Here is a 13,853-nt window from a genome sequence, read left to right on the forward strand (position 1 = left end):
GCACCGAGGCGTCGCGGGTGGCGCCGCCGTGCACGAAATCCACGCCAAGGCGGGCCGCCTCGTCGTCGTCCTCGGGGTGGGTGACGACCAGCACCCGCTCGATCTCGGGGTGGTCGCGAAAGGCCGCCACCGTCCAGTCGGCGACCCGGCGCCCGGCAAGGCTGCGCCACTGCTTGGGCTGGCCACCACCGGCCCGGGTGCCGCGCCCGGCAGCCACCAGAATGGCGGCGTTTCTATCTCGGTCTCTGCTCATCGCCCCTGTCTAGAACCTGCAAGCGAGCGTGGCAATTGGCGGCTTGGAGCTGATTAAAAATTAATCAAAAGAAGAAATCTGCTGCATAATGGGGCGATAATTCATTGAGCCCCCCCGGGGAACAGTCTAGCAAGGAAGGGACGCACAAGGATTAGGCAGTGGCTGTTCACGTTGCACATCTTGAATTGGAGCCGCCGGTTTTTCTGGCGCCGCTGGCCGGAATCACCGACCGGCCGTTCCGCGATCTGGTCTCGTCCTTCGGGGCCGGGCTGGTGGTGTCCGAGATGGTCGCCAGCCAGGAAATGGTGCAGGCCAAGCCGGGGGTTCGCGAGAAGGCCGAGCTGGGGTTCGGGCGTGCCAACACGGCGGTGCAGATCGCCGGTCGCGAGGCCCATTGGATGGCCGAGGCGGCGCGCCAGGTCGAGGCCAACGGCGCGGCGCTGATCGACATCAACATGGGCTGCCCGGCGAAAAAGGTGACTTCGGCCTCGGGCGCGGGGGCCTCGGGCTCGGCGCTGATGAAGGATCTCGACCATGCCCTGTCGCTGATCGAGGCGGTGGTGGCGGCGGTCTCGATCCCGGTGACGCTGAAGACCCGGCTGGGCTGGGACGACAGCCTGCGCAACGCGGCCGAGCTGGCGCGGCGCGCCGAGGCGGCCGGGGTGCGGATGGTGACCATTCATGGCCGCACCCGCTGCCAGTTCTACAAGGGCCGTGCCGACTGGGCGGCGATTCGCGAGGTCCGGCAGGCGGTGCGCATTCCGGTGATCGCCAATGGCGATATTTGGGACGTGGACAGTGCCGCCAGCGCGCTGCGCCAGTCGGGGGCCGACGGGGTGATGGTCGGGCGCGGCGCCCAGGGGCGGCCCTGGCTGCTGGCCGAGATCGCCCATGCGCTGTTCGGGGCCGAGGCGCCCGAGGTTCCGCAGGGGGCGGACTTTGCCGCCATGGCCGCTGGCCATTACGAGGCGATGCTTGATTTCTACGGCATCGAACTCGGCGGCCGTGTCGCCCGCAAGCATCTTGGCTGGTACATGGACCAGGCCGCGACGCCGAAGGCCCTGCGCCGCGAAATTCAGACCACGGCCGACCCCGGGCGGGTGCTGGCGATGTTGTCCGAGGCGCTGAGCCCCGGCCCGAGAAAGGATGCCGCATGAGCGACAGGGAATTCGTCTGGGCCGCGCTGCCCGTTCCGGCCCTTCTGGTCGATGACGCGGACCGGATCTGGGATATCAACCCGGCGGCCGAGACCTTTCTCAACGCCTCGGCGAAATCCATGCGCGGGGTGCCGGTCTGGGACAAGATCACCGTCGATGCGCCGCTGGAAGAGGCGCTGCTGCGGGCCCGCACCCGGGGCACGCCGCTGTTCGTCAACGATGCCGACATCGGCACCGGCGAAGGGCCGCCGATCCAGGGCAACCTGCAGATCGCGCCGCTTTCGGACCTGCCGGGCAAGATGCTGATCCTGATCACCTCGCGCGAGCTGGCCGGGCGGCTGACCCGTTCGCAGGGCGGCAAGTCCTCGGTGAAATCGGCGATCGGCATGGCCGAGATGCTGGCCCATGAAATCAAGAACCCGCTGGCCGGGATCACCGGGGCGGCACAGCTTCTGTCGATGAGCCTGGCGCCCGAGGATCTCGAGCTGACCGACCTGATCGTCGAGGAAAGCCGCCGGATCGTGAAGCTGCTGGAACAGGTCGAACAGTTCGGCAACCTGTCGCGGCCGCAGAAACGCCCGGTGAACCTGCATGACGTGCTGGACCGGGCGCGGCGTTCGGCGGCGGTGGGTTTCGGCGCCCATATGACCATCGTCGAGGATTACGACCCCTCGCTGCCGATGGCCGAGGGCGATGCCGACCAGCTGCTTCAGGTGATGCTGAACCTGCTGAAGAACGCGTCCGAGGCCTCGGAAAAGGGGGGCAGGATCAGCCTGCGCACCTTCTACGACCATTCGTTCCGCATGCGCCGGCCCGACGGCACGGGCCAGCCGCTGCCGCTTCAGATCGAGGTGCGCGACGACGGGCCGGGTCTGCCGCAGGACATCAAGGGCGACGTCTTCGACCCCTTCGTGTCGGGGCGCGAGAACGGCACCGGCCTCGGGCTGGCACTGGTCAGCAAGATCATCTCGGATCATGACGGGCTGATCGCCGTTGACAGCGTTCCCGGACAGACCGTGTTTCGAATTTCCCTGCCGCGCCTGCCCAAGGAGGCCGAGGCGAAACTGAAGGAGACCCGCTGATGGATGGCACCGTCCTTGTCGCAGATGACGACCGCACGATCCGAACCGTCCTGACCCAGGCCCTGACCCGGGCCGGCTGCAAGGTGCATGCCACCTCGTCGCTGACGACGCTGATGCGCTGGGTCAGCGAGGGCAAGGGCGACGCGGTGATCACCGATGTGATGATGCCCGACGGCAACGGGCTCGAGATGCTGCCCAAGATCGCCGAGGACCGCCCCGGCCTGCCGGTGATCGTGATCTCGGCGCAGAACACCATCATGACCGCCATCCAGGCGGCCGAGGCCGAGGCCTATGACTACCTGCCCAAGCCCTTCGACCTGCCGGACCTGATGAAGCGCACCGCCAAGGCGCTGGAGGTGAAACGCCGGGTCGCCGCCGCGCCCCAGGGCGACGGGGAGCGCCCCGAGGAGCTGCCCCTGGTCGGGCGCACCCCGGTGTTGCAGGCGCTTTACCGGCTGGTGGCACGGGTGATGAACACCGACCTTCCGGTGCTGATCTCGGGCGAGAGCGGCACCGGCAAGTCGCTGATCGCCCGCGAGGTGCATGATTTCTCGGACCGGCGCAACCTGCCTTTCGTGGTCGTCAACGCCGGCGAACTGACCGATATCGAGGGGCCGGCCCGGGTGCTGGCCCGCGCCAAGGGCGGCACCATCCTGTTCGATGAAATCGGCGATATCGACGACGAGGTGCAGGCCCGGATCGTGCGCATGATCGATTCTCCGGGCGAGCATTCGCCGCGTTTCATGGCCACCGCCCAGACCGACCTTGCCGATGCGATGGAAAAGGGCAGGGTGCGTCAGGATCTCTATTACCGCCTGAACGGCGCCACGGTGCAGGTGCCCTCGCTGCGCGAAAGGGTCGACGACATTCCGCTTCTGGTCGAGCATTTCCTGGCCCGCGCCGAGCGTGACGGCGCGCCGATGCGGGTGTTTTCGCCCGAGACCCTGAAACTGTTCCGCGCCTACAGCTGGCCGGGCAACGTGCGCCAGCTGGAGAACGCGGTGAAACGGCTGGTGCTGACCGCGCGCGGCGAAGAGGTCACCCTGTCCGAGGCCGAGGCGGTGGTCGGCTCGCAGCCCGAGGCCGGGGCGCTGATGGAGGCCGGCGGCACCGAGAAACTCTCGGCCTCGGTGGCGCGGCATTTGCGGCGCTATTTCGACCTGCACGGCAATATCCTGCCGCCCAACGGGCTGTACCAGCGCATCCTGCGGGAAATCGAACTGCCGCTGATCGAAATCGCGCTCGATGCCACCGGCGGCAATCAGGCGAAATGCGCCGAATTGCTGGGCATCAACCGCAATACGCTGCGCAAGAAAATTACCGACCTTGATATTCACGTGACACGGCGTCGCAAATTGATGTAAAACTGCCACAATAGCGTGGCCGATCTGTCGCATTTTAGCGGTCGGGGGGCTGAAAACAGGCCGAAGCGTCGGGTATTTGGCGCAGATTGATTGAGGATGTCGGGTGAGCACCCTGGCAAAAACCAGCCATGTGACCAAGCTGCGGCGCCTGCGCCGGCAGCGGCGCGTGCAGAATGCCGCCACCTGGAGCCTGGTGGCGCTGGGGCCCTTGCTGACCCTGGCCACCTTTCTGGTGCTGGGGCCGATGAACCAGGGCGCCTCGTCGCAGTCGCTGCGGCTGGTGCTGATGGTCGACTTTGTCTACGTGCTGGCGGTGGCGGCGCTGGTGCTGCACCGGGTGGCACGCATCATCGCCTCGCGCCGTTCGCAGTCGGCCGGATCGCGGCTGCACATGCGGCTGACCGGCGCCTTCGCGATCCTGGCGCTGGTGCCGGCGGTCTCGGTGGCGATCTTCGCCGGGCTGACGGTGAATATCGGCCTCGAGGGCTGGTTCTCGGAGCGGGTGTCGCGCGTGATCGGCAATTCGGTGGCCGCCGCCGAGGCCTATGAGGCAGAACATGTGCGCGACCTCGAGACCGACGCCGAGGCGCTGGCCGCCTTTCTCGACAGCAACCGCCGGGCGACCTTCTTTCTCAGCGATGGCGACCTGAGGATCCTGCTGGCCAATGGCCAGGGGCAGATCCAGCGCGGCGTCAAGGAAGCCTTTGTCATCGACGGCACCGGCGAGATCCGGGCCCGGGGCGACCGTTCCTACCTGTTCGGCTTTGAACAGCCCGAGGCGGCGCAGCTGGCCGAGGCCCAGCAGAACGGCGCCCTCATCATCCGCGATCTCGGCGAGAACGAACTGCGGGCGCTGGTGCGGCTCGATGCCTTCGTCGACCGTTATCTCTATGTCAGCCGCGAGGTCGACGGCAGCATCTTCAGCCTGCTCGACGAGACCCAGGAAACCGCCAAGCTCTACAACCAGCTTGAAAGCGAACGCGGCCGGGTGCTGTTCGAGTTCGGCCTGGTCTATCTCGGCTTCGCGGTGATCCTGATCCTCGCCGCGATCTGGATGGGCCTGTGGTTCGCCGAGCGCCTTGCGCGCCCCGTGGGGCGGCTGGCGGGGGCGGCGCAGCGGGTCGGGGCCGGGGATCTGGCGGTGCAGGTGATCGAGGAAGAGGGCGACGACGAGATCGCCATGCTGGGGCGCTATTTCAACCAGATGACGCGCCAGCTGCGGGCGCAGCGCGAAACGCTGGTCGAGAACACCAACCAGATCGAGCGCCGCCGGCGGCTGTTCGATTCGGTGCTGAGCTCGGTGACCTCGGGTGTCGTCGGGCTCGACCCTGACGGGCGGGTGACTTTCGTCAACCGCTCGGGCGAGCGGCTTCTGGACTGGACCGAAACCCATGCCGACATGTTCATCGCCGTGGCGGTGCCGGAATTCGGTGCCATGTTCAAGGCGCTGGTGTCGGGGCCGGGCGAGGTCGCGCAGGAGGAAATCAAGGTCACCCGCGCCGGGCGTCTGGAAAGCCTGCTGGTGCGCATGTCGACGCGGCGCAACGAGGACGGCACGCTCGAGGGTTACGTGGTGGCCTTTGACGACGTGACCGACCTGGTGACGGCGCAGCGGATGGCGGCCTGGGGCGACGTGGCGCGCCGGATCGCCCATGAGATCAAGAACCCGCTGACCCCGATCCAGCTTTCGGCCGAACGCATCCGCCGCAAGTTCGCCGCCCGGGTCGGCGAGGACAGCGACAAGCTCGAGCAGATGACCGAGGTCATCATCCGCCAGACCGACGGGCTGCGGCGCATCGTCGACGAGTTTTCGAAATTCGCCCGCATGCCCGAGCCCGACCGCCGCGAGACCGATCTGGTGCCGATCCTCGGCAGCATCGTGTTGTTGCAGGAGGCCGGCCAGCCCGGGGTCAGCTTCGAGACCGAGATCTGCGAGGGGCCGGTGCCGGCCGATCTTGACGAGGCGATGATCGCCCAGGCGCTGACCAACCTCATCAAGAACGCCGGCGAGGCGATCGAAAGCCGTATCGACGCCGGCGTCGGAGGCGATTTCCGGCCGCGGCTCCGGGTGGCCTGCGCGGTGGTCGGCGACTGGGCCGAGATCCGTATCTGCGACAACGGCATTGGCCTGCCGCAGGATCGGGCACGGCTGTTCGAGCCCTATGTCACGACCCGCGACAAGGGCACCGGGCTGGGGCTGCCGATCGTGAAGAAGATTATCGAGGAACATGGCGGCAGCCTTGTTCTGGACGACGCGCCCGTCTTCGAGGGGGACACCCGTGCGGGCGCAATGGCATTGATCCGTCTGCCCCTGGCCGTGGCGCGGCCGGAGCGGGCGCAGGAAGAAACGTGTTGAGGTGTTTTGATGGGTGATATTCTCATTGTGGATGACGAACGGGACATCCGGGAGCTGATTTCGGACATTCTCGAGGACGAAGGATACAAGACCCGGCTGGCGGCGAATTCCGATCAGGCGATGCAGGAGGTGGCGTCGGAAATGCCGGCGCTGCTGATCCTCGACATCTGGCTGAAAGACAGCAACATGGACGGGATCGACATCCTGAAGGCGGTCAAGCGCGACTATCCCGAGGTGCCGGTGGTGATCATCTCGGGGCATGGCAACATCGAGATCGCCGTCGCCGCGATCAAGCAGGGGGCCTATGACTTCATCGAGAAGCCCTTCAACATCGACCAGCTTCTGGTGGTGATCCGCCGCGCGATGGAGACCTCGCGGCTGCGGCGCGAGAACCTCGAGCTGAAACGGCAGGAGTCGCGCCCGGCCGAAATGGTCGGCGAAAGCGCCGCCTTCCGGGCGATGATCGGCCAGCTCGACAAGGTCACCAAGTCGAACGGACGGGTGATGCTGACCGGGCCCGCCGGGGTCGGCAAGGAGGTCGCGGCGCGTTATATCCACGCCCATTCCAACCGCGCCTCGGCGCCCTTCGTGACCGTCAGCTGCGCCGGGATGGAGCCGGGGCGGGTCGAGGAAATGCTGTTCGGCCGCGAAGGGTCCGAGCGCGGGGTCGAGCCCGGGCTGCTGGAACAGGCCAGCGGCGGCGTGATCTATTTCGACGAGGTCGCCGACATGCCGCTGGCGACCCAGTCCAAGATCCTGCGGGTGCTGGTCGACCAGCAGTTCCAGCGCGTCGGAGGCACCGCGAAGGTGCGGGTCGACCTCAGGGTGATTTCGTCGACGACGCGCAACCTCGAAGCCGAGATCGAGGCCCAGAATTTCCGTCAGGAGCTTTATCACCGGCTCAACGTGGTGCCGATCGCCGTGCCCTCGCTGGAAGAGCGCCGCGAGGACATCCCGCTGCTGGCGGGCTATTTCATCGCCGAGTTCAACGCCGCCCAGGGCCTGCCGCTGCGCCAGATCACCGACGAGGCGGTGGCCCTGATGCAGACCATGCTGTGGCCGGGCAACGTGCGCCAGTTGAAGAACCTGATCGAACGGGTGCTGATCCTCGGCGACGGCACCGGCGCCATCGAGGCCCGTGAGCTGCCCGGCGAAAGCGCGTCCGCAGGCGGAGAAGAGGGCCGGGTGGTGCTTTCGGGGGCATTGGCGACCCTGCCGCTGCGCGAGGCCCGCGAAGCCTTCGAACGCGAATATCTGCTGACCCAGATCAACCGGTTCGGCGGCAATATCAGCCGCACCGCGAATTTCGTCGGCATGGAGCGCAGTGCGCTGCACCGCAAGCTGAAGTCGCTCGGGGTGGTGACCTCGAACAAATCCGGTGCGCGGGTGGCGCATGTGGACAATGACGCGGCCATCGAGGCCGACTGATCCGGCTGGCGGCGGCGGCCTCAGCCGGCTGGCCGGCCAAGGTCGATGAGGGCCCGCTGCCCGCCGGGCTGGCGCAGGGCACAGATCGAGTCGCTGAGCGGCGGCGCGATCGTCAGCGGCCGATAGGCCCGGCCGGCGATCTGCGCGTCCTCGCAATAGGGGATCGTCACCCGCTGATAGCCCTGCGCCTGCATGCAGGCGCGGGCGGCCGAGACCCGGCGGCCCTCGTTGATGTCGAACACGGTGGTCGAATAGCCGATCACGTTGCCGTCATCATCGAAGATCGGCTCGACTTCGCGTATCAGATTGACCGGAAACTCGAGCGTGGCGTCGGCGGTGCACTGGGCGCGGACGCTTTCGGTCGCCGCCAGCGGCGCGCCGACCTTGTACATCGGTGTGTAGTCGAGACAGCCCGCCAGGGCGGCGAGGGCGATCAGTGGCAGCAGGTGGCGTGTCATGGCGGGCCTTTCGGTGTCAAAAGGGTTCCGGCCGCCGCGCCGCAAAGCCGACGCCCGGCCATGTCGCCGGAAAGGGCCTTGAAAAGACGCCGCTTTTCGCGCCTCGGGGACCGGTTCCGGCGATGCCTCGATCAAAGCGCATCCGACCGGGGCGGGTCAATGGTTGTGTTTGACCTCTGCCGGCCATTCTGTCATGGCTTGTGCGAAACCCGGAGAGGCGAGTGATGAAGGTCATTATCTGTGGGGCCGGACAGGTGGGGTGGCAGATCGCGCGGCACCTGTCGGGCGAACAAAACGACGTGATGGTGGTCGACAGCAACCCGGATCTGGTGCGCCGCGCCACCGACACGCTGGACGTGCAGGGGATCGCGGGTTTTGCCAGCTACCCGGACGTGCTTGACCGGGCCGGGGCCCGCGACGCCGACATGATTATCGCCGCGACCCATTCCGACGAAGTCAACATGGTCACCTGCCAGGTGGCGCATTCGGTCTTTGCCATCCCGCGCAAGATCGCGCGGCTGCGCAGCAAATCCTATCTCGAGGCGATCTATTCCGACCTTTACCGGCGCGACCACATGCCGATCGACGTGGTGATCAGCCCCGAACAGGAGGTCGCCGCGGCGGCGCTGAAACGGCTGACCGCGCCGGCGGCCTTCGACACCGAGACCTTTCTTGACGGGCGGGTGCAGATGCTGGGCCTGACCATCGACGAAGACTGCCCGGTGGTGAACACGCCGCTGCGCCAGCTGACCGACCTGTTCTCGACCCTGCGCGCGGTGGTGGTCGGGGTGCGCCGCGAGGGCTCGCTGTTTGCGCCAGAGCCTGACGACCAGCTGTTCGTCAAGGACGAAATCTATGTCTTTACCTTCCGAGAAGACATCAACAGAACCATGGAAGTCTTTGGCAAGGTACAGAAAAAACAGGATCGTGTGCTTCTGATCGGTGGCGGAAACGTCGGCCTGATGGTGGCCCAGGCGCTCGAGGGCAACGCCGAGCGGGTGCGCACCAAGATCATCGAACGCAGCCGCAAGGTCGCCGAGAACGCCGCCGAGCTGCTGGAACGTACCATCGTCCTGCATGGCGACGGGCTGAATGCCGCCATCCTGTCCGAGGCCGGCATCGACCGCACCGACGCGGTGCTGGCGGTGACCGACGACGACAAGGTCAACCTGCTGGCGGCGGTGCGGGCCAAGTCGCGCGGCTGCCCGATGGCGGTGGCGCTGATCAACGATCCCACCCTTGTGCCGCTGATGGGGCCGCTGGGCATCGATGCCTATATCAACCCGCGGGCCACCACCGTCAGCTCGATCCTGCGCCACATCCGCCACGGCCGGGTACGCGATGTCTATTCGATCGGCGATGCCGAGGCCGAGATCATCGAGGCCGAGGTGCTGTCGACCTCGCCGATCGCCGGCCGCAAGGTGCGCGACATCGACTTCCCCGAGGGGGTGCTGATCGGCGCCATCATGAAGGGCAAGGAGATCGTCAAACCCAAGGGCGGCACCCGGGTCGAAGAGGGTGACGTGATCGCGCTTTTCGCGCTGGCCGAAGATGTTCCCGAAGTCGAGCGCCTGTTTCAGGTCTCGATCGACTTCTTCTGATCCGATGCTGGCGCGCCTGTCCCGTCTGCCGTTCCTGCTGATGCTGTTCGGCCTGTCGGGCGTGGCGATGGCCCTGCCGGCGCTTTATGCCGGCTCGCTGCACGATCTGCATGAGGCGCGGGCCTTTTTCTACAGCGCGATCCTGATCCTGTTCATCTTCTCGCTGATCGCGCTGGCGATGAGCGACACCGGGCGCGAGCCGCGCACGGTGGATTTCCTGGTCTCGCTGTTCCTGGCCTTCGTCGCCCTGCCGCTGGTGCTGGCGCTGCCCTTCTGGTGGGGCTTGGCCACCACCACCTATTTCAACGCCTATTTCGAGATGCTGTCGGCCTTCACCACCACCGGGGCGACGCTGTTCGACCCCGGCGGACGGCTGTCGCCCTCGCTGCAACTGTGGCGCGGGCTGGTGGCCTGGATGGGGGGGCTGATGATGTGGATTGCCGCCACGGCGGTTTTCGCGCCGCTGAGCCTTGGCGGTTTCGAGGTCACGGCGCGCACGCAGCCGGCCCTGGGCGAGGGCGGGCAGGACCATGTCGATGCCGCCCATCCGATGAAGCGCTGGTCGCGCGGGGCGCTGGCGCTGGTGCCGGTCTATACCGGGCTGACCGCGATCGTCTGGGTGCTGCTGCTGGTGCTGGGCGAGCGCGGCCTGACCAGCCTGATGCATGCCATGGCGGTGATGTCCACCAGCGGCATTTCCGATGTCGGTGGTCTGGCGCAGGCGCGGGCCGGGCTGGGCGGCGAGATCATCCTCTTCCTGTTCATGCTCTTCGCCCTGTCGCGGACCACCTTTTCGGCCGAAACCGGCACCCTGCGCCGGGACAACGTGCTGCGCGATCACGAGGTGCGTCTGGGGCTGCTGATCGTCGTCATGGTGCCGGCCTTCCTGTTCCTGCGCCACTGGCTTGGCGCCTATGAGGTCAATGAGTTGCAGGACGCGCGCGCCGCGCTGCGCGCCGCCTGGGGGGCGGTGTTCACGGTGCTCAGCTTCCTCACCACCACCGGCTTTGCCAGCGTCGAATGGCAGACCGCGCAGGACTGGTCGGGCCTGGGCACGCCGGGGATGATCCTGTTGGGGCTGTCGATCGTCGGCGGCGGGGTTGCGACAACCGCAGGCGGAGTGAAGCTGATGCGGGTCTATGTTCTTTACCTTCAGGGGCTGGGCGAGATGCAGAAACTCGTCCACCCGTCGATCGTGGTCGCCAAGGGATCGGAAAACAGCCGTTTCCAGCGCAAGGGATCGCAGATTGCCTGGGTGTTCTTCATGCTTTTCGCCATGTCGCTGGCGCTGATCTCGGTGGTTCTGGCGGGTCTTGGCGCCGGCTTCGAGGACGCGATGGTGATGGCGATCGCGGCGCTGACCAACACCGGGCCGCTGGTCAGCGTGGCGGCGGAAACCGCGATCGATCTGGCCAAGCAAAGCGAGGCGGTAAAGGCGGTGCTCTGCGCGGCGATGGTGCTGGGGCGTCTCGAAACGCTTGCAATCATAGCGCTTTTGTCGCCCGAGCTGTGGCACAAATGATGCTCTGATGTCGCAAAGGGCGCTGTGAAGCGGATTTTTGGGGTGGAAACTCGTCCGGTCGCGCGACATACTCGCCTGCAATGCACCCGTGGCACTTAAAAAAACAAAGGCAAATACGCGATGGCTTCGGACCGACAAAACCTTCAGGACGCTTTTCTCAACCACGTACGCAAGACCAAGGTCCCCGTGACGATCTTTCTCATCAACGGGGTGAAACTTCAGGGCGTGATCACCTGGTTTGACAATTTCTGCGTGCTTCTGCGCCGCGACGGCCAGAGCCAGCTGGTCTACAAACATGCGATTTCCACCATCATGCCGGCGCAGCCGATCAACCTCTACGAGGGTGAAGACGCCTCTTGATGGAGCATGATGCGCAGGTCACCCGGGCATGGGTCCTGCATCCCGATATCTACGGCGCCGACACCCGGCGTGAGGCCTCTTTCGCGTTGGAAGAGGCCGTCGCGCTTGCCGCGGCGCTGCCTGAGCTTGAGGTGATCGGCTCGACCACCGTGCGCCTGCCGAGGGCGCATCCGGGGATGCTGTTTGGCTCTGGCAAGATCGAAGAGCTGGGCCAGATGTTCAAGGCCAACGAGATCGAGCTGGTGCTGATCGACGGGCCGGTCAGCCCGGTGCAGCAGCGTAACCTCGAAAAGGCCTGGAAGGTGAAGCTTCTCGACCGCACCGGGCTGATCCTCGAGATTTTCTCGGATCGTGCCCGCACCCGCGAAGGCGTGTTGCAGGTCGAGATGGCGGCGCTCAGCTACCAGCGCACCCGGCTGGTGCGCGCCTGGACCCACCTCGAGCGTCAGCGCGGCGGCCTGGGTTTTGTCGGCGGTCCCGGCGAAACCCAGATCGAGGCCGACCGCCGCGCCATCGACGACCAGCTGGTGCGCCTGCGCCGGCAATTGTCGAAAGTGGTCAAGACCCGCGAATTGCACCGCAAGGCGCGCGCCAAGGTGCCGTTTCCGATCGTGGCGCTGGTGGGCTATACCAACGCCGGAAAATCCACCCTTTTCAACCATGTGACCGGGGCCGACGTGATGGCCAAGGACATGCTTTTCGCCACCCTCGACCCGACCATGCGCGCGGTGCAGCTGCCCGATGGCCCCGAGATCATCCTGTCGGACACCGTGGGCTTCATTTCCGATCTGCCGACCGAGCTGGTCGCCGCTTTCCGCGCCACATTGGAAGAGGTGCTGGCCGCCGACCTGATCCTGCATGTGCGCGACATCGCCCATCCCGAGACCGATATTCAGGCCGAGGATGTGCAGGATATCCTCAATTCGCTGGGGGTCGGCGAGGGCGCCAGGCAGATCGAGGTCTGGAACAAGATCGACCTTGTCGAACAGGAGGCCGCCGAGGCGCTGCGGGCCCGCGCGGCGCGCGATGACGCGATCTTTGCCGTGTCGGCGGTCACCGGCGAGGGGCTCGGGGCGCTGTTCGCCGCCATTGCCGGGGCGCTGGAGGCCGAGAAGAGCGAGGCGCAAGTCGATCTTGCCTTCTCGCAGGGCAAACAGCGCGCCTGGCTGTTCAAGGAAGGCATCGTCGAAGAAGAAACCCAGGACGAGAGCGGCTTTCACCTGCGCGTGCGCTGGACGGCGCGGCAGGCGCGCAAGTTCGAGGCGCTGTAGCGGGTATTTCCTGCCGTGGCCCACGGGGCCGCATTGGCTCTGGGCGGGCTGCGGACTTCAGCCAAAGCCGGTGAGGCGCGCTTTCGAGACGGCGATTTCAAAAGCGCGAGGTCGATTTCGCGTCAACAAGCGCCTTCCAGGGCGCTTGCCTCACTCTTTCGGCACCAGCCAGGTCACCCCGACCGATGCGGCCCGTGCCAGATCAGGGTCCAGCGACATCGGCACATATTCGCCGCGCCGCCACAGCTGGGCCATGTCGTCGTAAAAGCGCGACAGGAAATGCCCCGACTGGCCGGTCGAGATGACAAAGACCGAACTGTCGGGATCGGCGAAATCATAGACCCCGCGATAGCCGGCGGCATGGACGTTCTGGAACGGTTCCGGGCCGCTGCCGCCGGTGCGCCCGCGTTGCAGCGTGTTGTCGCCGCCGCTGGTCGACTGGCGGATGTTGACGAAATAGCGCAGCAGCGGCACCTCGCCCAGCACCTGGTGGTCATGGGTCGCCTGATGGGCATCGCCCCAGCGCAGGCTTTCGATCTGGTCGCCGTATTTTTCGGAAATCCACAGCAGCGCGTCGTCCAGCGCCAGCCGCGCCATGTCGGTGCAGGTCTCGCGCGGGGCGCTCTGGATCACGTCGCACCAGGCGCCGGCGCCCTCGACATCGCGGAACACGCGCTCGATGAACAGCGGCTCGACATGGGTGAACTCTTCGGCCAGCGGCCCCAGCTCGTCCGCCAGCAGCCGCTTTTGCAGCGCCCGCAGCCAAGCGGCATAGATCAGCGGCTCGGGCAGGTGTTCGTTCATCTCGCCGTTCCATTCCGCCAGCAGCGTCAGCGCGCGCTGGCGCAGCCGGTCCGGCGTGCCGTCGGGGGCCGCCTGGCCGGTGAACCACAGGTCGGCGCCGACCAGCGGCAACAGGGCGCGGGCGGTGAAGCTGACCGTGTCGAGCTGGGCCTCGACGAAACTGTCGCGGGTATGCACCTGGCGCCCCTGCATCAGCC

At 66.4% G+C, this 13,853-nt stretch carries 12 protein-coding genes; 9 read left to right on the top strand and 3 right to left on the bottom strand.

What is annotated here, in order from left to right; genetic code table 11:
* On the bottom strand, positions 1–253 hold a 253-nt coding region (locus ABZD10_RS07070), incomplete at its 3' end, for a 2-C-methyl-D-erythritol 4-phosphate cytidylyltransferase (protein ID WP_372885437.1).
* 158 nt (positions 254–411) lie between these two features.
* On the opposite strand from ABZD10_RS07070, the gene dusB reads away from it, so the two are divergent.
* The 5 genes from dusB (at position 412) to ABZD10_RS07095 (ending at position 7,640) form a co-directional block, all read left to right on the top strand.
* Positions 412–1,410 carry a tRNA dihydrouridine synthase DusB gene (gene dusB, locus ABZD10_RS07075; protein WP_372885438.1) on the top strand — a complete coding sequence of 333 codons (999 nt, stop codon included), beginning with the start codon at positions 412–414 and terminating at the stop codon, positions 1,408–1,410.
* A complete protein-coding gene (locus ABZD10_RS07080) occupies positions 1,407–2,492 on the top strand; it encodes a nitrogen regulation protein NR(II) (RefSeq protein ID WP_372885439.1) in 1,086 nt (361 codons plus the stop codon). Before dusB ends, ABZD10_RS07080 begins: the two co-directional genes overlap by 4 nt.
* Positions 2,492–3,856 carry a response regulator gene (locus tag ABZD10_RS07085; RefSeq protein WP_372885440.1) on the top strand — a complete coding sequence of 455 codons (1,365 nt, stop codon included), beginning with the start codon at positions 2,492–2,494 and terminating at the stop codon, positions 3,854–3,856. Before ABZD10_RS07080 ends, ABZD10_RS07085 begins: the two co-directional genes overlap by 1 nt.
* Before the next feature lie 103 nt (positions 3,857–3,959).
* Entirely contained in the window at positions 3,960–6,212 is a 2,253-nt protein-coding gene (locus ABZD10_RS07090; protein WP_372885441.1) for an ATP-binding protein, read from the top strand.
* Positions 6,213–6,221: 9 nt separating this feature from the next.
* Entirely contained in the window at positions 6,222–7,640 is a 1,419-nt protein-coding gene (locus ABZD10_RS07095) for a sigma-54-dependent transcriptional regulator (protein ID WP_372885442.1), read from the top strand.
* A gap of 20 nt (positions 7,641–7,660) precedes the next feature.
* Here the strand turns inward: ABZD10_RS07095 and ABZD10_RS07100 are convergent, their stop codons facing one another.
* A complete protein-coding gene (locus ABZD10_RS07100; protein ID WP_372885443.1) occupies positions 7,661–8,098 on the bottom strand; it encodes a hypothetical protein in 438 nt (145 codons plus the stop codon).
* A 224-nt stretch (positions 8,099–8,322) separates the two neighbouring features.
* Between ABZD10_RS07100 and trkA the strand changes: the two genes are divergently transcribed.
* From trkA to hflX, 4 genes are all read left to right on the top strand, one after another.
* A complete protein-coding gene (gene trkA, locus ABZD10_RS07105; RefSeq protein ID WP_372885447.1) occupies positions 8,323–9,699 on the top strand; it encodes a Trk system potassium transporter TrkA in 1,377 nt (458 codons plus the stop codon).
* Positions 9,650–11,221, top strand: coding sequence for a TrkH family potassium uptake protein (locus tag ABZD10_RS07110; protein WP_372885444.1), 1,572 nt, complete (start codon positions 9,650–9,652; stop codon positions 11,219–11,221). The genes trkA and ABZD10_RS07110 overlap by 50 nt, the downstream gene beginning before the upstream one ends.
* A 120-nt stretch (positions 11,222–11,341) precedes the next feature.
* Complete coding sequence (gene hfq, locus ABZD10_RS07115) at positions 11,342–11,581, top strand: RNA chaperone Hfq (RefSeq protein ID WP_088648030.1); 240 nt, start codon at positions 11,342–11,344, stop codon at positions 11,579–11,581.
* Complete coding sequence (hflX, locus tag ABZD10_RS07120) at positions 11,581–12,852, top strand: GTPase HflX (RefSeq protein ID WP_372885445.1); 1,272 nt, start codon at positions 11,581–11,583, stop codon at positions 12,850–12,852. Before hfq ends, hflX begins: the two co-directional genes overlap by 1 nt.
* A 150-nt stretch (positions 12,853–13,002) precedes the next feature.
* Here the strand turns inward: hflX and ABZD10_RS07125 are convergent.
* Positions 13,003–13,853, bottom strand: an 851-nt coding sequence (locus ABZD10_RS07125; protein ID WP_372885446.1) for a penicillin acylase family protein, incomplete at its 5' end; no start/stop codon positions are given.

This window comes from Shimia sp. (assembly GCF_041624275.1).
GTDB lineage: Bacteria > Pseudomonadota > Alphaproteobacteria > Rhodobacterales > Rhodobacteraceae > Shimia.

What these genes read in the sequence shown, in the direction of transcription:
- ABZD10_RS07080 (WP_372885439.1), top strand. Translation starts at nt 1,407, where the DNA reads ATGAGCGACAGGGAATTCGTCTGGGCCGCGCTGCCCGTTCCGGCCCTT.
- trkA (WP_372885447.1), top strand. Translation starts at nt 8,323, where the DNA reads ATGAAGGTCATTATCTGTGGGGCCGGACAGGTGGGGTGGCAGATCGCG.
- ABZD10_RS07110 (WP_372885444.1), top strand. Translation starts at nt 9,650, where the DNA reads ATGTTCCCGAAGTCGAGCGCCTGTTTCAGGTCTCGATCGACTTCTTCT.
- ABZD10_RS07085 (WP_372885440.1), top strand. Translation starts at nt 2,492, where the DNA reads ATGGATGGCACCGTCCTTGTCGCAGATGACGACCGCACGATCCGAACC.
- ABZD10_RS07095 (WP_372885442.1), top strand. Translation starts at nt 6,222, where the DNA reads ATGGGTGATATTCTCATTGTGGATGACGAACGGGACATCCGGGAGCTG.
- hfq (WP_088648030.1), top strand. Translation starts at nt 11,342, where the DNA reads ATGGCTTCGGACCGACAAAACCTTCAGGACGCTTTTCTCAACCACGTA.
- ABZD10_RS07100 (WP_372885443.1), bottom strand. Translation starts at nt 8,098, where the DNA reads ATGACACGCCACCTGCTGCCACTGATCGCCCTCGCCGCCCTGGCGGGC.
- hflX (WP_372885445.1), top strand. Translation starts at nt 11,581, where the DNA reads ATGGAGCATGATGCGCAGGTCACCCGGGCATGGGTCCTGCATCCCGAT.